The sequence below is a fragment of the Reichenbachiella ulvae genome (genome assembly GCF_025833875.1).
Taxonomy (GTDB): domain Bacteria; phylum Bacteroidota; class Bacteroidia; order Cytophagales; family Cyclobacteriaceae; genus Reichenbachiella; species Reichenbachiella ulvae.
Genome location: NZ_JAOYOD010000001.1, coordinates 1,849,903 through 1,871,786 on the forward strand (window position 1 = coordinate 1,849,903; position 21,884 = coordinate 1,871,786).

General features: G+C 42.0%; 16 protein-coding genes. 11 read left to right on the forward strand and 5 right to left on the reverse strand.

From position 1 onward, the window contains the following. Positions 1–18: 18 nt before the first annotated feature. The 3 genes from N7U62_RS23115 to N7U62_RS07510 form a co-directional block, all read right to left on the reverse strand. Positions 19–1,047 (reverse strand): peptidoglycan DD-metalloendopeptidase family protein, encoded by a 1,029-nt coding sequence (locus N7U62_RS23115; RefSeq protein ID WP_318840651.1) that lies wholly within the window; start codon positions 1,045–1,047, stop codon positions 19–21. A 21-nt stretch (positions 1,048–1,068) separates the two neighbouring features. Further along, positions 1,069–2,016 carry a thioredoxin-disulfide reductase gene (gene trxB / locus N7U62_RS07505; RefSeq protein ID WP_264137299.1) on the reverse strand — a complete coding sequence of 316 codons (948 nt, stop codon included), beginning with the start codon at positions 2,014–2,016 and terminating at the stop codon, positions 1,069–1,071. A 186-nt stretch (positions 2,017–2,202) separates the two neighbouring features. Further along, positions 2,203–3,066 (reverse strand): sigma-70 family RNA polymerase sigma factor, encoded by an 864-nt coding sequence (locus N7U62_RS07510; RefSeq protein WP_264137301.1) that lies wholly within the window; start codon positions 3,064–3,066, stop codon positions 2,203–2,205. A 309-nt stretch (positions 3,067–3,375) separates the two neighbouring features. Here N7U62_RS07510 and N7U62_RS07515 point away from each other — a divergent pair, with 309 nt between their 5' ends. Further along, positions 3,376–3,807 carry a hypothetical protein gene (locus N7U62_RS07515; protein WP_264137303.1) on the forward strand — a complete coding sequence of 144 codons (432 nt, stop codon included), beginning with the start codon at positions 3,376–3,378 and terminating at the stop codon, positions 3,805–3,807. Positions 3,808–3,814: 7 nt separating this feature from the next. On the opposite strand, the gene N7U62_RS07520 is transcribed toward N7U62_RS07515, so the two are convergent. Next, on the reverse strand, positions 3,815–4,396 hold the full coding sequence (locus N7U62_RS07520) for a DUF4202 domain-containing protein (RefSeq protein WP_264137304.1): 582 nt from the start codon (positions 4,394–4,396) through the stop codon (positions 3,815–3,817). 164 nt (positions 4,397–4,560) lie between these two features. On the opposite strand from N7U62_RS07520, the gene nirB reads away from it, so the two are divergent. The 8 genes from nirB to N7U62_RS07560 all read left to right on the forward strand — a co-directional run bounded on the left by nirB (position 4,561) and on the right by N7U62_RS07560 (position 16,206). Beyond that, positions 4,561–7,053, forward strand: a complete 2,493-nt coding sequence (gene nirB, locus N7U62_RS07525; RefSeq protein WP_264137306.1) for a nitrite reductase large subunit NirB — start codon at positions 4,561–4,563, stop codon at positions 7,051–7,053. Between the two features lie 37 nt (positions 7,054–7,090). Then, on the forward strand, positions 7,091–7,468 hold the full coding sequence (gene nirD / locus N7U62_RS07530; RefSeq protein ID WP_264137307.1) for a nitrite reductase small subunit NirD: 378 nt from the start codon (positions 7,091–7,093) through the stop codon (positions 7,466–7,468). A 44-nt stretch (positions 7,469–7,512) separates the two neighbouring features. Beyond that, positions 7,513–8,892: a PAS domain-containing sensor histidine kinase gene (locus N7U62_RS07535; RefSeq protein WP_264137308.1), complete on the forward strand. Its 1,380-nt coding sequence runs from the start codon at positions 7,513–7,515 to the stop codon at positions 8,890–8,892. A gap of 7 nt (positions 8,893–8,899) precedes the next feature. After that, a complete protein-coding gene (locus N7U62_RS07540) occupies positions 8,900–9,574 on the forward strand; it encodes a response regulator transcription factor (protein WP_264137309.1) in 675 nt (224 codons plus the stop codon). 299 nt (positions 9,575–9,873) lie between these two features. Continuing rightward, a complete protein-coding gene (locus N7U62_RS07545) occupies positions 9,874–13,416 on the forward strand; it encodes a nitrate reductase (RefSeq protein WP_264137310.1) in 3,543 nt (1,180 codons plus the stop codon). A gap of 129 nt (positions 13,417–13,545) precedes the next feature. Then, positions 13,546–14,958, forward strand: a complete 1,413-nt coding sequence (locus tag N7U62_RS07550) for a rubredoxin (RefSeq protein WP_264137311.1) — start codon at positions 13,546–13,548, stop codon at positions 14,956–14,958. A 74-nt stretch (positions 14,959–15,032) separates the two neighbouring features. Then, positions 15,033–15,464, forward strand: a complete 432-nt coding sequence (locus N7U62_RS07555; protein WP_264137312.1) for a BLUF domain-containing protein — start codon at positions 15,033–15,035, stop codon at positions 15,462–15,464. 100 nt (positions 15,465–15,564) lie between these two features. Continuing rightward, the gene (locus N7U62_RS07560) at positions 15,565–16,206 is read left to right on the forward strand and encodes a 2OG-Fe(II) oxygenase (RefSeq protein WP_264137313.1); all 642 of its coding nucleotides are present in this window, start codon (positions 15,565–15,567) and stop codon (positions 16,204–16,206) included. Between the two features lie 284 nt (positions 16,207–16,490). Here N7U62_RS07560 and N7U62_RS07565 read toward each other — a convergent pair whose 3' ends face one another. Continuing rightward, the gene (locus N7U62_RS07565) at positions 16,491–19,694 is read right to left on the reverse strand and encodes a two-component regulator propeller domain-containing protein (protein WP_264137314.1); all 3,204 of its coding nucleotides are present in this window, start codon (positions 19,692–19,694) and stop codon (positions 16,491–16,493) included. 174 nt (positions 19,695–19,868) lie between these two features. On the opposite strand from N7U62_RS07565, the gene N7U62_RS07570 reads away from it, so the two are divergent. Together N7U62_RS07570 and N7U62_RS07575 are read left to right on the forward strand one after the other, a co-directional pair. After that, positions 19,869–20,375: a TlpA family protein disulfide reductase gene (locus N7U62_RS07570; protein WP_264137316.1), complete on the forward strand. Its 507-nt coding sequence runs from the start codon at positions 19,869–19,871 to the stop codon at positions 20,373–20,375. Beyond that, complete coding sequence (locus N7U62_RS07575) at positions 20,368–21,879, forward strand: DUF6029 family protein (protein WP_264137317.1); 1,512 nt, start codon at positions 20,368–20,370, stop codon at positions 21,877–21,879. The genes N7U62_RS07570 and N7U62_RS07575 overlap by 8 nt, the downstream gene beginning before the upstream one ends. Positions 21,880–21,884 lie beyond the last annotated feature (5 nt).

Consider the following 21,884-nt stretch of genomic DNA (forward strand, 5'->3'; position numbering starts at 1 on the left):
AATTTTCTCGTTAGTACCTTAAGTGATACGCAATCTTTGACCAATACGTAGCACAGAATTGCGACTTATTCCATTTAGCCTGCATAATTTAGTCACAGACACGCCATACCTTCGTCCAATATGGCTAAGTGTATCACCACTACGTACCCGGTGGTAGCGTACTTTGCGTGCTTCCTTCAGATACTCAAATGTAGCAGCTGTAATTTCCAGTTCTTCCTCTTTCAGTGTCAGCGCATCAAAGTCAAACACATCCGTCGGAGCAATGGCATTGCCCTGATACCTCACTTCAAAATGCAAGTGGGGTCCCGTACTACGACCTGTACTGCCGCCTAGTCCTATCACATCTCCTGCTTTGACCACATCTCCAGGCTCGACCAATCTTTTGCTCAAATGACCGTACAGTGTCTCCAGACCATTGTAGTGACGAACCAAAACATAATAACCATACCCATATCGATCGTAGCGAGACATTCTCACGATTCCATCGAAGGCCGAATGTACCGAATCGCCTACATTCAATCGGATATCATCCCCATAGTGCCATTTCCATCTTCTCAGACCAAAAGGAGACGTCACCGTCATCCGTTCCAATGGCATGCACCAATCCAATTCAGGATTTTCAAACGTCAGTGGCAAGCGCACTGTGTCTTGAAACTTCTCCCCATCCATTTCATAGGGATTGACATCACTGGTACTCCATATACTATAGTACTCTCTAATAGTCACCCAGACCGAGTCGATCATCAATTGCTCCGAAACCTCTACCGGTACGTCATAGGCCAGAATTAGCTCCTGCTCGTCTACTTCAACGCTCATTTGCTCTTCTAACTCTCTCTGCTCCAGCCAAGCCAGACTGTCAAGATAATTTTCATCTATTTCAAACCAGGACTCATCTACTACCTGAATGGTGTCTGGTATTATGACAGGTGACACTACTACGCTCTTATTCCTGAAACGAAAAAAATCCTTTCGCCTTTTCTCTTGACCAAAGGATTCTGTACATATCGTCAATAAGAGTAAGAAGCCTATTACTATTCTTCTACTCATGCTGCGAATATCTCCTAAATGTTATTGTGCTGTTTCAAACTCTTTGGCAGCCAGGAAGCGTTCTGCATCCAAAGCCCCCATACAACCGCTACCTGCAGCTGTAATCGCCTGACGATACACCTTATCCGCCGCATCACCGGTCACAAATACACCTTCAACATTCGTTTTACTACTTCCTGGAACTACTTTCAGATAGCCTGCCTCATCCATATCGAGGTAATCTTTAAAAATATCCGTGTTAGGCTTGTGACCAATCGCCACGAAGAATCCACTGATAGGAATATCTTTCTTCTCGCCAGTCACATTATTTACTACACGCATACCTTCTACTTCATCCTTACCTAATACTTCTTCGGTAGAGGTGTTCCAAAGGATTTCGATGTTCTTAGCATTTTTCACTCTCTCCTGCATGATCTGAGAAGCTCTCATTTCATCTCTTCTTACCAACAGGTAAACTTTAGGACAGATATTAGCCAGGTAAGTTGCTTCTTCAGCAGCAGTGTCTCCACCTCCTACTACAGCGACTTCTTTGCCCTTGTAGAAGAAACCATCACAAACCGCACAAGCTGAAACCCCAACATTCATCAGTCTCTTCTCAGACTCTAACCCAAGGTACTGAGCACTAGCACCAGTTGAGATAATCACTGCTTCAGCAGTTACTTCATGTTTTTCGTCAATGATGACTTTGTGAGGGTAGGACGAGAAATCCACAGAGGTAGCCAATCCAAAACGAACATCAGTACCAAATCGCTCAGCTTGCTTTTGCAAGTCTTGCATCATGGCTGGACCATTGATTCCATCCGGATAGCCCGGAAAATTTTCAACGTCATTAGTAGTAGTAAGCTGTCCACCTGGCTCTCCTCCTGTGTAGAGAACTGGATTCAATCCTGCTCTGGATGCATAAATGGCTGCTGTATATCCGGCTGGGCCAGATCCTATGATTAGTACTTTTACTTTTTCCTCTGTCATTTTTCCGATTGTATTATTCTCCGAATTGATGAACGCAAATATAGAGTCTGCGTTCGCGAATAACAGAACAATTTCAATCAAAAAAAGTTTACCACTGATCAATTATAGTTATCAGAGTGTCTCCATAGCTAACGCCAGATTTCGTAACTACAGCGAACGACCTAATAAGCAAACAGCTTGGTAATTTCAACCGAGGAAAACGCGTAAATTCTGCGTTTTGGTGGTGTGACGCAATCTGCGAATCGCCTTTTCCTTGATTTGTCTCACGCGCTCACGAGTCAGCTCGATTCGATAACCGATTTCATCCAGAGTCAATGGATGACCATCCTCTAGGCCAAAGTAATATTTGATCACTTCAGATTCGCGATGAGTCAAGGTAGACAGCACACGTTTTACTTCGCTACGAAGCGAGTCGTGCTCCAACGCATCATCAGGCTCTTTTTCACTTTCATCCACCATCACATCCAGCAAACTCCCCTCTTCACTACTAGAAAAAGGTGCATCCATACTGATGTGACGTCCGGAATTACGGGTAGCCATGATCACTTCGTCCAGAGACATCTCCAGCATCTCAGCGATTTCTTCCTGTGTAGGTTCTCTCTCAAACTGCTGCTCGAGTGTAGCAAAGGCTTTAGATATTTTAGAAATGGAGCCTACCCTATTCTGTGGCAGACGAACGATTCTGGCTTGCTCAGCCAGAGCTTGAAGAATAGATTGTCTGATCCACCAAACAGCATAGGAGATAAACTTGAAACCACGCGTTTCATCGAAACGCTGTGCCGCCTTAATCAAACCTAGATTTCCCTCGTTGATCAAATCACTCAAGGTCAATCCCTGATTTTGATACTGCTTGGCCACCGATATCACAAAGCGAAGATTGGCTTTAATCAATCGTTCGAGTGCGATCTGATCACCTTCCTTGATACGCTGAGCAAGTTCGACCTCTTGTTCGGCAGTGATCAATTCTACTTTACTTATTTCATGGAGATACTTCTCTAGTGAGGGGCTCTCACGGTTGGTGATTTGTTTTGTGATTTTAAGTTGACGCATCTAATGCTGGTTTTGATGATTAATAACTAAGGTTCAAACAATTCCTCACTGTAATATAATAAATAATAAAAGCTGTCATAAAATACTGAGGAACAAAAGATTGTTAATTTGTGGAAAGCTCAACTTAATATATGCATTGACACAGGAAGTAAAACAACAAAGCACTGACCTGGTTTGATTGATCAGAAGTTTAGGTTAGTTTTTGTGTCATTATAACCACCTCAACTACATGAAAGAGATCATTCGAAAGTATTTATTTGAAGTGATGGTGATATTCATTGGCATTACGATCTCCTTTCTGTTTGAAGAATGGCGTCAAAATTCAGATTGAAAAACATTTCTACCTATATACAAGGAGTTTCTTCTTCGGACCAACTGAACCTATTGCAGCGCAACAAGGAAATCTTGAGACACCTCAGTTACTTAGAAAGCCTTCTGGTAGAACACGAAATCATCACCGATCTCATCAACGAATCTTCCTCCTCCAAACTGTGGCCACTGCTGACTGAATATGATTCAAACCAAGCCATCGTAAATATTCAAAAAGAGCTCAGTCTCTCAGAAGAACCAACTGTAAGCGATACAGTCCAGGACACCTCCATCCTGGACAACAAAGAATACCTATCTCAAGTACAATGGTCTCGACTAAAGGTATTAAGACTGATCCAAATCAATCAAGCCATACACCTGCAGATCGAACGATCGATGAAGGAACTCAAAAAAGCCATAGAAGAAGCCTAGCCCCTTCTCAACTCAATGCTTTTTGGATCAAAGCCAAATCACCCACATCATAATTTAATTTAAGCGCCAGATCATGTCCTTTCTCAGTCATTTTCCCCCAGGTCTTTTGCACTATATCAATCACCTTTTCATCCGGGTGCTGTGCGGCAAAATCATGAAAGTAAAACTTCAAGAAGACCAAACAAACTACATCTTCTAGCTCCTTAGATTCCTGATCGGTTTTCAGCTTTTTCTTATTGACTAGCTCTACAACTTTTGCAATCGAATCCGATCCAAACCCTTCCTCTTCCATCAGACTACTTAGAAGCTCACCATGATAGATCTTCAGCATGGTTCTCCACTTCAGGTATCCTTTGCGATCCATGGGATATTCCGATCGGGGAATGTGCCAACGTTTAATATGTTGGCCTCTAGCAGCAATTTGAAGTTCAACTGACGGATTTTCTTTATACGTAGTTAGCATTTCAGTCATTCTTCGTCCATATATCCACTCTTTCGGAACCTCACTCCCATCAACTATCTCCTTATTTGGGTCCTCAGCGTTGATTTTGTCTATTTTTTCAAAAACAGCATCCACTTTATTGTTCATATCTCAGTCTTAATTATGTAGCACTTTTATTTATCGTTCCTGCCATTTATCAGGTTTTCGTCTAATTTAATTACGTAGTTATTGTGGTTTTTTAAACATTAATTACGTAGTTTTGTTACCATAATTGATTTTAATACGTAGTTTTACGTAACAAAAAATTCATCATGGAGAAAATAATTGTAATAGGTAATGGTATGGTTGGCTATAAGTTTTGTGAAAAACTAAGAGCCAAAGCTGACAAGAACAAATTTGAAATCACAGTTTTTGGAGAAGAACCGCATCCAGCCTACGACAGGGTTCACCTTAGCGAATACTTTACCAATCCATCAGTCGAGAACCTGGAGATGGCTCCAAGATCCTGGTACGAAGAAAATGACATTGAATTAATCTCTGGAGAAATGATCAATCAGATCGACAGAGTAAACAAAACAGTCACTTCCCACAAGGGCACTACCCTCTCCTATGACAAGCTAATTTTGGCAACCGGGTCCAGTGCTTTTGTCCCTCCAATCAATGGAGTAGAAAAAGAAGGAGTCTTCGTATATAGAACCATCGAAGATCTGGATGCTATCATTGACTATAGCAAGAAGACAAAAAAAGCAGCTGTTTTAGGAGGAGGTCTTCTAGGTCTGGAGGCAGCTAAGGCCATGATTGACCTTAAACAAGAAACACACGTCATCGAATTTGCTCCTCGTCTGATGCCGAGACAGTTGGACGAAGCAGGATCAAATGCCCTCATTACCAAAATGGAAGATTTGGGCTTGACTATTCACCTTAATAAAAACACAAAAAATATCTCAGGAGAGGAAAAAATGACTGGAATGGAGTTTCAGGATGATTCCGAACTTGATGTAGAAATGCTCGTCATCTCAGCAGGTATCAAACCAAGAGACGAGTTGGCTACTGCATGTGGCCTGGCTGTAGGACCAAGAGGAGGTATCGTGGTAAATGATCTGTTGCAAACAGACGACACGAACATTTTTGCAATCGGTGAATGTGCACTTCACAAAAACATGATCTACGGATTGGTGGCGCCTGGCTATGAAATGGCCGACGTAGTAGTCAATCAATTGATCGGAGACAATGACAAGGCATTCGAAAGCTATGACATGTCTACTAAGCTGAAACTAATCGGTGTAGATGTTGCCAGCTTTGGTAATGCCATTTGTGAAAACGAAGCACATAAACCTATTGTTTTTGAAGACAAGCACGCAGGCATCTATAAGAGAATCAACATCTCGGAGGATGGCCAGCGTCTGCTTGGCGGTATTTTAGTAGGTGAGGCAGAGGCTTACAATATGCTTTTGCAAGTCACACTCAATGGCATGGCACTCCCTCCTCAACCTGAAGACCTGATCCTCGGTAGCCGTGGCGGAGAGGAAGCCAAAATGGAGCTACCTGACACAGCACAAATTTGTTCTTGTGAAAACGTAACCAAAGGAGACATTAGTCAGGCGATCATTGACAATGAATATGAGGATCTGGCAGACGTAAAAGCTTGTACCAAAGCCGGCACTGGATGTGGCGCTTGTAACCCGATCGTGAAAGATATTTTCAACGATCAATGGGCAAAAATGGGTAAAACCGTCAAAAACGTAATTTGCGAGCACTTTGACTACACCCGTCAGGAACTTTTGGACATTATAAAAATCAAAAAGATCCAGGACTACAACCAGTTGTTAGACGAATATGGCAAAGGAGACGGCTGTGAAACCTGTCGTCCAGCAGTTGCCTCAATCCTAGCCAGTACCTGGAACGAAATGATCCTTGAAAAAGGAAAAGACGCTATACAAGACACCAACGACAAATACCTGGCGAACATTCAGAAAGGTGGCTCCTACTCTGTAGTACCAAGAATCCCTGGAGGAGAAATCACCCCTGATAAATTGATCGTAATCGGTGAAGTAGCAAAAAAATATGACCTCTACACTAAAATCACAGGAGGTCAACGTATCGACCTGTTTGGTGCACAGGTCCACCAGCTACCAGATATCTGGGAGGAGCTAATCAATGCTGGTTTTGAAAGCGGACACGCCTATGGCAAATCACTGAGAACAGTAAAAAGCTGCGTAGGTTCGACCTGGTGTAGATACGGTCTGCACGACTCGGTATCCTTCGCCATCGAGGTAGAAGAAAGATACAGAGGCCTTCGTTCGCCTCACAAATTGAAAAGTGCGGTATCTGGATGTAGAAGAGAATGTGCAGAAGCGCAGAGTAAAGATTTTGGCATCATAGCTACTGAGGAAGGCTGGAACCTCTACGTATGTGGAAACGGCGGATCCAATCCACAACACGCCCTTCTTTTGGCCGGAGACATCGACTCAGAAACCTGTTTGAAATACATCGATCGTTTCTTGATGTTTTATATCCGAACAGCCGAACCACTCAACAGAACTTCTACCTGGCTGAACAAACTCGAAGGCGGAATAGATTACTTGAAGGAAGTAATTGTTGAAGACAGTTTGGGCATTGGTGAAGAACTAGAAAGAGAAATGGACTTCATGATCAACACCTACAAATGTGAATGGAAAGAAGTGGTGAACAATCCAGAATTAAGAAAACGATTCACACACTTCGTCAATACGAGCATTCCAGATCCAACTATGAAGTTCGAAGAAATGCGTGGACAGAAAAAACCAGTAGAATGGGGTGCATAACCCCTTTCTACAAGAGAAATTAGATAAAAAATTCAAGATGACAGATACAGTTTTGGAATATAAAAGTGTAAAACCTGAAGAGGTAAAAGAATGGTACAAGGCCGCTGAAGTAGATGCCTTTCCTGAAAATGCTGGAGCAGCTATAGAATACAAAGGACTGCAGATAGCTGTTTACAATTTCACCAGACGAAGCGAGTGGTTTGCCAGTCAGAATCTTTGCCCTCACAAGAAGCAAATGATTTTGTCGCGAGGCATGTTAGGCACCGAAGGAGAAGAACCAAAAGTGGCATGCCCTTTCCATAAAAAGACTTTTAGCCTCCAATCCGGCAAAAATCTGAATGGAGATGAGTGTGACTTAGCCACTTACCCCGTTAAAATTGAAGACGGGTATGTTTACGTAGGATTTTCACACTAAGCTGCGTAATTTCACCTAATATTGCAGTCTAGACTAGATTATAATTGAGAACTACAAAAACATTAAAACAACTCGGTTACACAGGCCTGGCCTCCTTTATAGGAGTGGTTGCTGCTATTCTCATTGGGCAATATTACATACTTACCTATAGTCAGGAGAAGAGTGGTCTGATTGATCAGGAAATCATCTTTATCATTTTAATCTCCGGGTTGATCGCATTGGTGTTTTTTGGCTTATTATATCCTAAATATCGACAAATTTATGGATCATATAAGCAACTGATCGCCTCTGAAGGTGATGCTAAAACCATGGCTTCTCAGGTTTCGAAATTATACGATGAACTGGGCCGTTCCTACCAGGATTTAGAATCTACCAAGCACCATCCCGAAGAACTATCCATATTTATGAAGATGAATATGGATGGTGAGATAGAGCATCTTTCGGAGAAGTTTAGGGAAGTGATGGCGCTGGAATCTAGCGATCATGTTGAAAACTTTTACGAATGGCTTCATAGCCAGTCCTATAGAGAAGATTTTACCTCTCAGGTCAAGGATTTGACTCAACAAAAAGAGTCATGGAACGGAGAGATAAAAGTATGTAATGAAGACGGAGATTTTGTTTGGATGGATTTGGTCATACAGCCTGTCCCTACCAATACCCGCAAAAACGAATATGCCCTCCTCGTGATCGGAAGAGATGCTACCGACATCATAGAGGCGAAGCAAATGTCAAGAGAGATCAACTTGGAGTTGGTTGACAAACGCGTAAAAGAACAGCAATATCGATCCGTTTTGATCCTGGAAGGCCAGGAAGAAGAAAGAAAGAGAATAGCTCAGGAAATCCACGATGGCATTGGCCAAATGCTGACTGGACTCAAACTGAATCTGGAAGGAATCGTGACTTCTAGTTCTCCGCACATGAGACAAAGAATGAGTGATGCCAAGCATTTGATGAAAAGCATCATTAAAGAGGTTCGAAGAGTCTCATTTAACCTCGCTCCTAGTAGTCTCGTTGATTTTGGCATTGTGCCTGCTTTGAAAAAGATAAGTCAGGAAACCACCGCATTGACTACCACCAAAGTAACCTTCACGAACAAAACAGGTTTCATTAATAGATTGGATGGGAATGTTGAAACCAATCTCTACAGAATCGTTCAAGAAGCTGTAAACAATGGTATTAAATATGCCAAAGCAGACGAGATCAACATTATACTGAATCATACTGTTTCACAATTAGAAATCAGAGTTCAGGATAATGGCAAAGGATTTGATATAAAAAAATTGGAAAACGTGGGGCATTTTGGAGCCTCTGGTCATGGTATATATAACATGAAAGAAAGAGCTGCCTATGTCAATGCCACCTTTGATATAGAAACGGAAATAGGAAAAGGAACTACCGTGATTATTAAACTACCGTTAACATAAGCCACCTATGAGTAAAATAAGAGTCATATTAGCTGATGATCACGTCATTGTGAGAAATGGAATTAAAATATTACTGGAAAGTAATGGAGACGTAGACGTGATCGCTGAGGCTTCTAATGGAGAAGAGGCCCTGGAAAAAGCCCGATTGCTCAAACCAGATATATTAATATCAGACATAAAAATGCCAATCATGAATGGCATAGAAGCAACAGCCAAACTAAAGGAATATGCTCCTGAGACCAAGGCTTTGATACTATCCATGCATGATGATGAGGAATATATTATCAAATCTATCGAAAGCGGAGCTGCAGGTTATCTACTCAAAGACACTACAAAAGAGGAATTCTCCAAAGCACTGCATGCTGTTTTGGACGGACAAAAGTATTTCAGCGGGGACATCTCCAACATCCTGGTCAATTCCTACCTGAACATCAAGGATGGAAAGCCAGTAAGCAATAGAAACAATCAGCCTGAAAATGACTACCACATCACCAAAAGAGAAAAGCAAATCTTACAATTGGTGTATGAGGGCAATAGCAACAAAGACATAGCAGAGCAGCTGGGTAAAAGCGTAAGAACCATCGAAACGCATCGCTTCAACATCATGAAGAAATTGGGTGTTTCTAACATCACCGAATTGATCAGAAAGATAGACGCTGAACCCTATATCACAGCTGGATAAAGAAACCGTCTTAATTAATTATTTAAAGGCATTGGTACATATTAGATCAATGCCTTTTTTCTTTTACTACCTCCTAATTCCTGGTTAGAGCCCTACTACTTAAAATTTGGGCTGCCAATCGATAATTACGTAGAACAAGACCGTTTTTATGACTTTTCGCATATTTATTACGTAGTTGCAAACATATTTTTTACGTATCAATACTTATTTTATAATTGACTTACTGTATATTTGTAATCATAGAAACAGACAGCAAATTGTCTGTTGAATAACGAAGCAACTACTTATTCAAATTCAATATGAGTTCTACTTTCAAATACCGAAATAGCACTAAGGCGAAAACTACTTGTTCATATTGTGGGGTCGGCTGTGGTATAGAGGTTTCAGTTGATAAGAAAGGCAAAATAGAACTCGAAGGTATAGAGGACCATCCCGTCAGTAGAGGTATGCTATGTTCGAAGGGCAGAAACCTGAACTACGTAGTTCAAGATCAGACCGACAGACTGATGTATCCACAGATGAGATGGTCCAAATACCACCCACTTGAAAGAGTAGACTGGGATACGGCAATAGACCGTGCTGCAGCTGTATTCAAAACCTTCATCGAAAAGCATGGGCCGGATTCAGTAGGCTTCTATGTTTCGGGGCAATGTTTGACAGAGGAATATTATCTAGTCAACAAGCTGACCAAAGGCTATATAGGTACTAACAATGTGGACACCAACAGCCGACTATGTATGAGTTCGGCGGTGATGGGCTATGTCAAAACACTGGGAGAAGATTCAGTCCCGATTTCATATGAAGACATAGAATTAGCGGACACTTTTCTAATCGCTGGAGCCAACCCTGCATGGTGTCACCCTATCCTTTTTAGAAGAATAGAGGCGCACAAAGAGAAAAATCCTGACACAAAAATCATCGTCATTGATCCTCGGGTTACAGACAGTTGTTCATTGGCAGATCTACATCTGCAATTGAGACCAGGTACAGACATTACTCTGCTACAGGCCATTGGACGAGTATTGATTGAAGAGGGCAATATCGATTTAGACTTTATTCAAAATCATGCAGATGGTTTTGACAGTTACAAAGAAGAAGTAATGAGCACCTCACTAGAGGATGCTTCTAAAATATGTGATGTTAGCATCGACGACATCAAACTAGCTGCCAGCTACATCGGCAATGCAAAGGCATACTTGTCCATGTGGACTATGGGGCTCAACCAAAGTACGCAAGGAGTCAACAACAACCTGGCCCTGATCAACCTTAATTTGATCACCGGTCAAATTGGCAAACCAGGCGCAGGACCATTCTCTCTTACGGGACAGCCCAATGCCATGGGAGGACGTGAGGTGGGTGGTATGGCATCCTTACTCGCTGCGCACAGAAAGCAAGCAAGTCCAGAAGACAGACAAGAAGTAGCCAACTTTTGGGGAGTGGATTCAGTCCCTGACAAGCCAGGCCTGACTGCCACGCAAATGTTCGACGCATTGGACTCAGGTGAGCTCAAAGCCATTTGGATCATATGCACCAACCCATCGGTAAGTATGCCTGATGCCAATTTGGTAGATCGAGCCATGAAGAAAGCCAAATTTGTAGTGGTTCAGGACATTTCTAGTCGATCGGATACTGTCAAATATGCTGATCTGATTTTACCTGCAGCAGGATGGCTGGAAAAGGAAGGTACGATGACGAATTCTGAACGTCGCATTTCTTATTTGCCCAAAATGGTTGACGCTCCAGGAGAAGCATTGGCAGATTCAGAAATCCTGATTCGTTTTGCCAAAAAAATGGGCTATCCGGGATTTGAATTCAAAAACGAGGAAGAAGTATATAAGGAACACTGTCAACTCACGAAAGGTACCAATATTGACATTTCGGGGCTGAACTATGACCGACTGAAAAATGAAGGGAGTGTACAATGGCCTGTACCTAGTGAGACACACCCTGGAACCCCTCGCCTATTTACCGACAAGAAATTTTATACACCCAACCAAAAAGCTCAAATCCTAACAACGGGCGTTTCCAATGAAGCAGATATGCTTTCTCAGGATTTTCCACTGGTTTTGACCACTGGTAGAATCAGAGATCAATGGCATACCATGACGCGCTCTGGCAAAGTCAGCAAGCTAAACAAGCATATCTCCAAACCTTATTTGGAGATTCATCCGTCAGATGCAGCAGAACGCGGAATTAAAAATGGCGATTCGGTATTGATATCTGGTGCCAGAGGAGAGGTGAGAGTAAATGCTACAGTTACCGAAAACATAAAAAAGGGAGTTGTTTTCCTCCCTATGCATTGGGGAAAGTTGATGGGTAGCGAGTTCGGAAGAGCCAACAACCTCACCAACAAAGCCTTTGACCCAATCTCCAAACAGCCTGGGTTTAAATACTCTGCAGTAGAGGTCAAAAAATACAAAAAGCCAAAACAAAAAATAGTGATCGTGGGTGCTGGAGCAGCGGCTTATCGCTTCTTGAACACCTACCGTTCGCTCAATGAAGAAGACGAAATCCACGTTTTCTCCAAAGAGGAATATCCTTTTTATAATCGGGTATTGCTACCAGAATATGTCAATCAGCACAAGCAGTGGGAAGACCTGCTCAAATTCAAGTATGGAGAATTTGAAGAACTCAATGTTCATCTTCACACCTCGTGCAGCATCGACAAAATCAACCGAGAAGAAAAAACAGTGTTGGACCAACATGGTCAAACACATGATTATGATGTTTTGATTTTGGCGACCGGATCAAGGGCTTTCGTGCCGCCAAATGTTCCAATTGATAAACCCGGCCTCTTCACCATGCGTGATCGTCAAAGTGCCGATGCGCTCAAGGAATTCACTGGCAATCAAGGTCATGTGGTGATTGTAGGCGGTGGTTTACTCGGCTTAGAACTAGCCTCTGCCCTTCGCGAAATTGATGTAGAAGTATCCGTCATCCAGCTTTCAGCCAGGCTCATGGAAAGACAACTAGACCCTATGGCTAGTACACTTTTGCGGGCGCTCATGGAAGATATGGGAATCAATGTCTACACCAATGATGAAGTACAGGCTGTACGCTCATACGAAGCGGAAAAACGCATAGAAGCCGACCTCAAAAGCGGAAAAACCATCAAGGGTAATGCGATAGTTTATGCCATTGGCACAAGACCAAACTCCGAAATGGCTCGTGAAATCGGATTAGATTGTGGACGAGGGATTTTGGTCAACGATTATCTGCAGACTTCTGACCCAGCCATCTATGCCATAGGTGAGATAGCAGAGTTCAACAGAGGCCTGAATGGAACGACCGCTGCTGCAGAGGATATGGCAGACATATCTGCAAGACACATAGCTGGCGACCTTACAGCGATGTACAAAGGCACGGTTCCAATGAACATCCTCAAGTTCCCAGATTTGGATCTATGCTCAATTGGGCTTCCTGATCCTCCACCAAGTTTAAAAGGTTGTGAGGAAATTCTTTTCATTGACAAATCTCAGAAGTACTATAAAAAATGCATCATTCATGAGGACAAGTTGATTGGTGCCATTTTGATGGGTGACAAATCGGAATTTGCAGAATTCAAAGAGCTGATCGAAAACAATGTAGAGCTATCCGACAAACGTAAAGAGCTACTGCGCTCAGGAGACGCCGGAGAGCCTATGTTAGGCAGCCTGGTGTGCTCGTGCAACAATGTTGGGACAGGAAATCTAGAGAAAGCCATGGATGCAGGCTGCTCTACCCTCATCGATGTTTGTCAGGCTACAGGGGCTGGACTCGGTTGCGGTAGTTGCAAAGGAGAAATACAACAGATGCTGAAATCTCACCAACCCAAAGAAATAGAAGAAACAGTTGAAGCTTAAACACAGTCATTTCTGTTCGAAGTGAATCTACTAATGTCAATTTTGTGTCCCCAAAAGAATTCACTTCGTTCAGAATGACATAAGCAAATACTTTATAGATTTGAACACGCACAGCAGTTAATAAAAGGAATGAAGAAAAAGGATCTGGTTAGAGTCTTTGTCAAGGGTGGAATCTTGTCAACAGGGGACTTTCTGAAAATCATCAATACCGCACAAAAATTAGGAAGTGATTACATCCATCTTGGATCGCGTCAAGACATACTTTTTCCGGTTTTGGAGAAACATAGAGATAGCCTGGAGGAAACTTTTGCCAAAATCAATACGGATTTCCAATCCAATCATTTCACTCATCAAAACATAGTAAGTTCTTATGTGGCCCTTGAGGTTATGCCACACCGTGTTTGGCTAGTTCCTCATGTCTTTCACCACATTCTGGATAGCATTACGATCAAACCAAAATACAGGGTAAACATCGTCGATCCACTACAGAGCATGGTGCCTTTGTTCACTGGCAACATCAACTTCATAGCCTCCAAACAGGACAACTACTGGTATCTCTACTTGAGATTTAAATCCAACAACAACCAACCAGTCGCCTACTCCAAAATCATCTATGGCTATGAGCTGAATAAGGTAGTCGAATTGATCTCGGGGATGAATGTAGACGAAGAAGGCATTCCCATGGAGGAAATTTTCGCTGCGATAGATCAACTAGATCTGACCAAACAAAACCCACTGGAAGAACTGCAGTACCCAAAGACCAATTTCCCGTATTACGAAGGTCTAAACCGTGAACCTGGAGGAACTTACTGGCTAGGACTGTACTGGAGAAGCAATAAATTTGCCATCAACATTCTGAAAGACATCTGCCAGCGTTGCCTGGATACCAACGTCGGACGCGTTAGTCTTACTCCCTGGAAGTCTTTTATCGTTCAAGGAATCAGAGAAGAACACCTCATAGGTTGGGACAAACTGATGGGGAAATCCGGTATGAACCTACGTCACTCTTCACTCGAGCTCAACTGGCATTTGCCCGTGCTTCATGACGAGTGCATGGAGTTGAAAAATTACCTCGTAAGAGCTTTGGACCAACAAGACATTAGCACCTCTGGGCTTACCTTCACCATTAAGCCTAACGATGACATGTACTTATTTACCTCGGTGGTAATTGAGTTTGACGAGAAAAGCGAGGAAAGTGAAAGAAGTTATAATATTCTGTATTCCACGGATTTTAACCCTAATTCTGGAGAATACCACAGTTATGTAGAAGGTGTCAGAAGAGAAATACTGCCTGCGCTGCTGATAGAACTCAGCCACATGTACTACGAACAGCTGGAAGAAACTCCTGTCCCTACCAAAACGAAAACTATTCCAGAAAAGAAAGTAGACCGCTTTCAATGCTCGAGCTGTCAGACCATCTATGATGAAAAATATGGAGATGAGGCATTTGACATTAAACCTGGTACAACTTTCGATCATCTCCCTGACGACTATGTTTGTCCGACCTGTGGAGAGCCCAAAGCCAGCTACAAAAAAATATAATTTCATAAAACCAACCTTTGTCTTAATCTGACGTTATGTTTAATTAATTAGGGAATTTTTTAAACACAATAATCATGGAAACATTATACAGGTTGGTATATACCAGCGCGAGAAGGAAGGACTGCGACGACAAGGAAATCCAAAACATTTTGGCCTCATGTAAAAAGAACAATCCTGGAAAAAACATTACAGGTCTTTTGATTCAAACAGAAAACCGTTTTCTTCAAGTAATAGAAGGAGATAAAGACGAGGTTTTAGGACTTTCCGAAAAAATCAAAAAAGATCCAAGACATGGAGGTGTTAACATTAGATTCGAACAAAAAGTAGACAAGCGTTTATTCCCCAATTGGCACATGGCATTCAAGGATATTTCCAAAGATGACATTCAATTCCAATCTAAAATCAGCGAAGAGGACAAAAAAAGCTATGAAGCTATGATGGAGGGCGATATTAGTGCCTACAACGATCGTGGTATGAATGTTCTTAAAACATTCGTTTCCATGTAAACCTTCATTAATCCACCCTGTATTACCCCTATAAATTTCAAGCCAAAAACTAAGTCACTTCAACACCAATTGAACTAAATTCGCCAAATTTTTTAGTTCATTGAAGTCGATAGACGAAGAGCAGTGGATCAACTGGGTTGACACACTCTCAGATCACCACTATGTGGTGATGGATCATATACTTTCAAGAGAGGATTTGTGTGCGTTCAAATCTTGTTTTGATGAGAAAAAAGAAGCAGAAGTTCTCAAAAAAGCAGCCATTGGTAGTTTGAATCAAAAGCAGATTGATCAAAGCATTCGTGGAGATCAGATTTTGTGGCTGGACAACCAGGACATGGACGCACGTTTGACACCTTTCTTTCAATGGGCCGAATTGCTCAAAAGTCAGCTCAACAGATACTGTTTCCTCAGCTTGTCAGGCTATGAAGTTCACTTTGCACATTACCCGGAAGGCACTTTTTACAAACGACATCTGGATCAATTTCAAGGTAGAAATAACCGATTGATTTCCATGATACTATATTTAAATGAGGATTGGGAACCTTCCCATGGTGGCCAACTCAAAATATATCTTCCTAATGGAGAAGAAACCATCGAACCAGTTTTCGGCCGGATGGTGCTATTCAAAAGCGATCTATTAGAACATGAAGTCCTTATGACTCATAAAGATCGATTCAGCATTACAGGTTGGATGTTGCACAAGCCAGCCGGACTCGGTTTCCTTGAGCTAGGCGGTGCTTGAAAAAATCAAACTATAAATAACAAATGCGAGTCGCCTCGTAAAGAACTATTAGTTGAGAGAAGGAGGAACAGACTGTTCTATAACCCCCATTATATTAATCCATGCGTTCCTCCAAACTAATCCCCTTGGAGACGACTCATTCTGCATCTTGTCATGGAGGCTTTCAACAAACTCATTGATAGTTACACCTAATTGATTCCAAAACAGGCTTTGTCAACTCTCAATTTAGATACGACAAGAGAGGTCAAATTGGATTTGATAAATGAGGAAAAGGCTACAGAAAATTAAAGCCCACTGGAAATGGTAAAATAGAAAGTACTACCCTCATCAGGAACAGATTCGACCCACAATTCACCCCGATGTATATCCACCACCTTTTTGCAATGGGCAAGACCTATCCCTGTCCCCTCATAGTCATTGGTATTATGTAGTCTTTTGAATATCCCAAAAATTTGCTTTTGATACCGCTCAGGTATGCCAATACCATTGTCCCGAACCATAAATTTGTAATACTTCTCCTTGCTGGCAGGCGATGACAAACAACTAATCTCTATTACCGGAGATCGATGTGCAGGGCGGAACTTTATGGCGTTGGAAATCAAATTTTGAAACAGCAGTCGTAAGCCTAATTCCTGACCATTCAAAACTGGCATTTCTCCAATTTTCAGTTCAGTACAACTTTCCTCAATATTCCTACCCAGATCATTTCGAAGGTGTTTCAGTACCTGATTCAAATCAACAGTTTCGAACTTATGGTCAGTCCCAATCCTGGCATGTTCTAACAGCCCATTGATCAACTGCACCATCCGCTGAGTGGTCTCTTTGACATATCCCATAAACCTTTCAGACTCAGGATCGATGTGACCATTTAGATTGTCACGTAGGATATCCATCATGCCTTCGATGGTGTGAAGTGGAGACTTCAAATCATGGCTGGCTACATAAGCGAATTTCTCTACTTCATTGTTCCTCAGCTCAAGCATCTGCGTTTTTGATTTCAAAAGCTTGTTTTTCTTTTTCAGCTGCCTTGTCTTCTTATCTACCAGCTTCTCTAGTTTGTCCTTTTGTCGCTCCAAATAAACATTGCGACTTCTGATCAGAAGCATTATCAAAATCACCAGGGCAATCATGACTAAGCCTATAAACCAGGACTGCTCATACCACTTTGGCTTCACCCAAATACTCAATACTTTACCAACGTCCCAGTGTACACCATCCAAACTCGATCTTACTTGAAACTGGTATTTTCCCGGCCTCAGTCTAGACAAATAAACAAAGTTGTTATCCCCTAGATTGACCCAATCATCGGTTCGTTTACCCATTCGATAGGCATACATCCTTTTTTGATCCAAGTCATAATTCAATATAGAAAACTCAAATCCCAGAGATCGGTCCTTTTGTCTACTAATAGTAATTTCATCCAAGGATTCTACTGACTTTCCGTCCAGATGGTGAATCACCTCGTCTCCTAGATATAAGCCTGTAATGTACAATTGGTGGGTATTGTCAATTTGCTCCTGAACCTCGACAGGATCGAATCGAACAAAACCTTGTGTACCTACTAAATAATAATCCTCATTCGAATGACCAATGCGATTATGGATATCATCCGACAAACCACTTCTGATTTTATAATTTGTAAAAGTCCTTGCTTCAGGATCAAAAACAGTCACACCTGTCAAAGTAGAAAGCCACAGCTTTCCCTTTTCATCCTCAACTACACCCAAAGCCAAATTGGTCTGGAGTCCTTCCTCTTTGCCAAAATGCTCGAACGTCATAGTCTCCCGATCCAAAAGGTTCAATCCGGTTTCTGTTACGACATACAATTGATTACTTCGGGATTCGAATGTGGATAGCGTAAGATTTGAATTGATGCCCGAATCACCTTCAGACTCCCGAAAAGTCTTGAACTCCTGAAAATCATAGCGTATCAATCCGCCTCTCCAGGTAGCAACCCAGATGACTCCTTCGTGATCCTCCGTTACATATAAAATCTCAGTACTACTGATACTACTAGAATCCCTGGGATCATTTCTATAATAGATCTCCTCATCTCCATCAAAACAATAAAGCCCACCATCGTACGTCATCGAGAGCCAAACCCTGCCTTGAGAATCCTGGTAAATATCATTGATATTGTTTCTTCTAAAATCTCTCCCCTTTTGATTAAAATCAATAAACTGCTCATTATCAATCACAAATAGGCCTGAGCCCGTTTCACCTCCGCACCATATTTTTCCATCAAGGTCTCTCAACACTATGAACATGTATGACTCACGATATTCCTGTTCATACAATTGAGCAAGCATCTTATATTCTTTTCCCGTCAATTGAACCAATTTTCTTTCTGGCCCTAAGACCCATTTGTTTCCTCTTTCGTCTTTGACGACTCCCGGGATAGTAGGATCGAAAGGATCATAGCTTTTCTTTTTTAAATAGGGATAGGCATGAAAAGGAGTTGGTTTCATTCGAGACACTCCGGCACCTTTAGTCCCCACCCAAAGAGCACCTTCATCATCAATCGTGATGGTCTCTACATAGTTGCCACATAGAGAATTATTATCCTGTGGATCATTAGCATAAGAAAGAAAATTTTCACCATCGTAGAGATGCACTCCACCACCAAATGTTCCAACCCAAAGTTGATCTTTATGATCAACAGCCAGATCCAAAATCTTGTTGCTAAAAATGGCAATAGCCCCTTTTGCCTCCACCAAATGCTGCTCAAAAACATCGTCTCGATATACATAGAGACCATCGCCCCATGTGCCCACCCATAGCTCACTTGCCTCACGCAACGCAAGGGCTCGGGCGTTAATCCCCGGAAAGGCAGTAACCTTTTCCATAGATTGGCTTTCAACCATGTATCGGTACAAACCTCCATCCCAGGTACCAATCCAGATACACCTTCTACTTTCATCCCATAAAAAATCCACGATGATATCGGTTTCAAGTGTGGGCGCTGTGCTTTTGTTGATTGCTTTTAATTCCTTTTCATCCCAGACAAAAATCCCTCCTCCCCAGGTAGCAATCCAAAGCTCTCCACTGGGGGTTTCCAGCATTTCCTCAATAGCATAGGGCTGGACTGCCATTTGATTATTTAATTCATTGAAAGGAACTATTTCTCCTCTGTAGAAATAAGAAAGTCCAGATTCGGTACCGATCCATATACGCTCTTCACTGTCCTGAAACAATGTTCTGACAGCACCCTGGCTGATGCCATCTTTTCTTTCTCTTTCATTTTGATAGGTCCTGAATTCATATCCATCAAAGCGATGAAGACTGTTGCTAGTGCCCAACCAGATGTAACCATAATTGTCTTGCAACACCGAAAAAACTGAATTATGACTCAATCCTTCTCGGATACTCAGGTTTTGATAATCTATGTTTTGACCTCCAACACTGAAGGAAGCAAAGCAAAAAACCAAATGTAATAGAAATCTATAGCTGGCTGTCTTTCTCGAAATCACATGCTTCTTCCCCTTCATGAAACCTTGTCTTAAAATTTGACCAAACGATGATACTGGTTGGATCATGAATCCGCTGAATGCAGCCTTTATTAAATATATAGAAAATATTCGATACTAATTTCCAATCCGGCTGAACCATTCTCACAAAAGGCTTGTTTCACTAAACATCTATCCAATAACTAATCAGAATCTATGCAAGTATCAAATCTCGCCGTTCGACTATTATCAGTCCTTCTATTTGTTTTATTATCTCATTTTCAGGTTCAAGGTCAGGTAACTCTTTCCATTGAGCTCAAAGAAATCAATGGTCGGGTTTTTAGTTTGCGAGACTTGCAAGGGAGTGAATTGACTGTTGTGGATTTTTGGGCTACCTGGTGCAAACCCTGTGTCAAGTCCATACCAAAGCTCATTGAATTGTCTGAGAACTTCGAAAGCGACAAAGTGAAATTTGTGGGGATCAATGTGGACAGCCCTCGAAACAGTGCCAAAGTCAGACCCTTCTCTAAATCACTTGGGATTCCATACCCTGTCCTGTTAGACCCAGATCAAGAACTGTATGGAGAATTGCTCGTCAATGTACTTCCGACCTTATTTATTTTAGATTCTGACGGAAAAGTGCTCTACACGCACGAGGGTTATGTCCCCGGGGATGAAAAGAAAATTGAAGAGCAGCTCACAAGCTTATTGAATAATGATTAAGAGCATTCTAATAAGCTTATTATTGGTTGCTTGGTTCACCCAAATCCAGGGACAAGGAAGTCTCAGAGGCTCCAATCTCATGGAGTATCAATTAGGTAACATTCCTGAACTGGACCCTAGATACCAGAGTTCGCTCTACGATCAATTGAATCTATCCTACAGATTTAAGTCTTTTGGTTTAAACACCCGAGTCGAGCAATACTACCCTTCATTTGGTGAGGATTTGGATTATATACGGATCAGCCAGTTCAAATTTCAATACAAATCAGACTTTATTGATATATCAATCGGCCATCTCTACGAATCTTTTGGGAAAGGACTCTTGCTACGAACTTATGAAATCCCTTCCTCCATCTGGGAAACACGAGGGTACCGCGTTCGCTACGGTTTTTACAAAGATCTCCTGGGAGCTGCCGTCCAATTAAAATTTAAAAACACAGAACTCAAACTCCTGCGTGGAGAAATCCTAGACGTAACACTCCCTCCCACCATTGAGGGGGAGATAGACCGTAGACCTGACCTAATCGAAGGTATGGAGTTGAGCCAACGATTCGGTAGACAGAAAATGGGTGCTATCTATATGCGTCATCACAGAACCGATCCTTCCAGCCTAGATGCTGATCCAGATGGCTACCTTTCGATATACTATGACGGCAATGTGCTTGACAACTATTCCATCTATGGAGAAGTTTCCAAAAGAGTCACTGGCGAAGTTGATATATCGGATTTTGGAGAGGCTGCTGCTTTTGGCGCCTATCTCGGTCTCAATTTTTATTTTGGAAATCTGGGTGGTAGCGTCGAGTACAAAAACTACCAGAACTTTGCCCTGGGTAATGGGATCAATGACCCTCCTACTCTGGTGAAAGAACACTCCTATCGTCTACTCAACCGAAGCACCCATGTGCCAACATTGACCGATGAGAGTGGCTATCAACTGGAGCTCTACTACAGTTTTGAAAACGGGAATATGCTGACTTTCAATACGGCAAGAGCCAAAAACGAAATATCAGAGACTGACATCCCAATCTTTTATGAATACTTTCTTGAATACCAGTTCCAGATCAATGAAAGCATTGATTCAAGACTTTTTGTCGATTACTCCCAGGCGCCATTCGACAATGAAAACCACAGGTATGCCGTCGGTAGCTATTGGACTTTTCCTCATGAAAAAATGAGCTCAAGTCTGGAAGTAGAATATCAAAATATCCAGAGAGGTGACAATGATGCTTTCGCCAATTATTACTTTTCTTATACGCTAGCACGACCTTCTCTTTTCAGTATTTCGGCCGTAATGGAACTAAGTGCAGATCCTTTTGTGTTAGTACAAGCAGATGATGAATTCAACTTCTATCCTGCTTTGGTGACCACATATAAACCCAATAACAAAAACACTTTAACGTTATTCGCTGGTAAAAGAAGAGGTGGGCCAGCTTGCAATTCTGGCGTATGCTACGATGTATTGAGTTTCCAGGGAGTTGAACTAAGAATCACCACTAGATTTTAAATCTC

What these genes read in the sequence shown, in the direction of transcription:
- N7U62_RS07515 (WP_264137303.1), top strand. Translation starts at nt 3,376, where the DNA reads ATGGCGTCAAAATTCAGATTGAAAAACATTTCTACCTATATACAAGGA.
- trxB (WP_264137299.1), bottom strand. Translation starts at nt 2,016, where the DNA reads ATGACAGAGGAAAAAGTAAAAGTACTAATCATAGGATCTGGCCCAGCC.
- N7U62_RS07575 (WP_264137317.1), top strand. Translation starts at nt 20,368, where the DNA reads ATGATTAAGAGCATTCTAATAAGCTTATTATTGGTTGCTTGGTTCACC.
- N7U62_RS07510 (WP_264137301.1), bottom strand. Translation starts at nt 3,066, where the DNA reads ATGCGTCAACTTAAAATCACAAAACAAATCACCAACCGTGAGAGCCCC.
- nirD (WP_264137307.1), top strand. Translation starts at nt 7,091, where the DNA reads ATGACAGATACAGTTTTGGAATATAAAAGTGTAAAACCTGAAGAGGTA.
- N7U62_RS23115 (WP_318840651.1), bottom strand. Translation starts at nt 1,047, where the DNA reads ATGAGTAGAAGAATAGTAATAGGCTTCTTACTCTTATTGACGATATGT.
- N7U62_RS07520 (WP_264137304.1), bottom strand. Translation starts at nt 4,396, where the DNA reads ATGAACAATAAAGTGGATGCTGTTTTTGAAAAAATAGACAAAATCAAC.
- N7U62_RS07570 (WP_264137316.1), top strand. Translation starts at nt 19,869, where the DNA reads ATGCAAGTATCAAATCTCGCCGTTCGACTATTATCAGTCCTTCTATTT.
- N7U62_RS07555 (WP_264137312.1), top strand. Translation starts at nt 15,033, where the DNA reads ATGGAAACATTATACAGGTTGGTATATACCAGCGCGAGAAGGAAGGAC.
- N7U62_RS07565 (WP_264137314.1), bottom strand. Translation starts at nt 19,694, where the DNA reads ATGAAGGGGAAGAAGCATGTGATTTCGAGAAAGACAGCCAGCTATAGA.
- N7U62_RS07545 (WP_264137310.1), top strand. Translation starts at nt 9,874, where the DNA reads ATGAGTTCTACTTTCAAATACCGAAATAGCACTAAGGCGAAAACTACT.
- N7U62_RS07540 (WP_264137309.1), top strand. Translation starts at nt 8,900, where the DNA reads ATGAGTAAAATAAGAGTCATATTAGCTGATGATCACGTCATTGTGAGA.
- N7U62_RS07550 (WP_264137311.1), top strand. Translation starts at nt 13,546, where the DNA reads ATGAAGAAAAAGGATCTGGTTAGAGTCTTTGTCAAGGGTGGAATCTTG.
- nirB (WP_264137306.1), top strand. Translation starts at nt 4,561, where the DNA reads ATGGAGAAAATAATTGTAATAGGTAATGGTATGGTTGGCTATAAGTTT.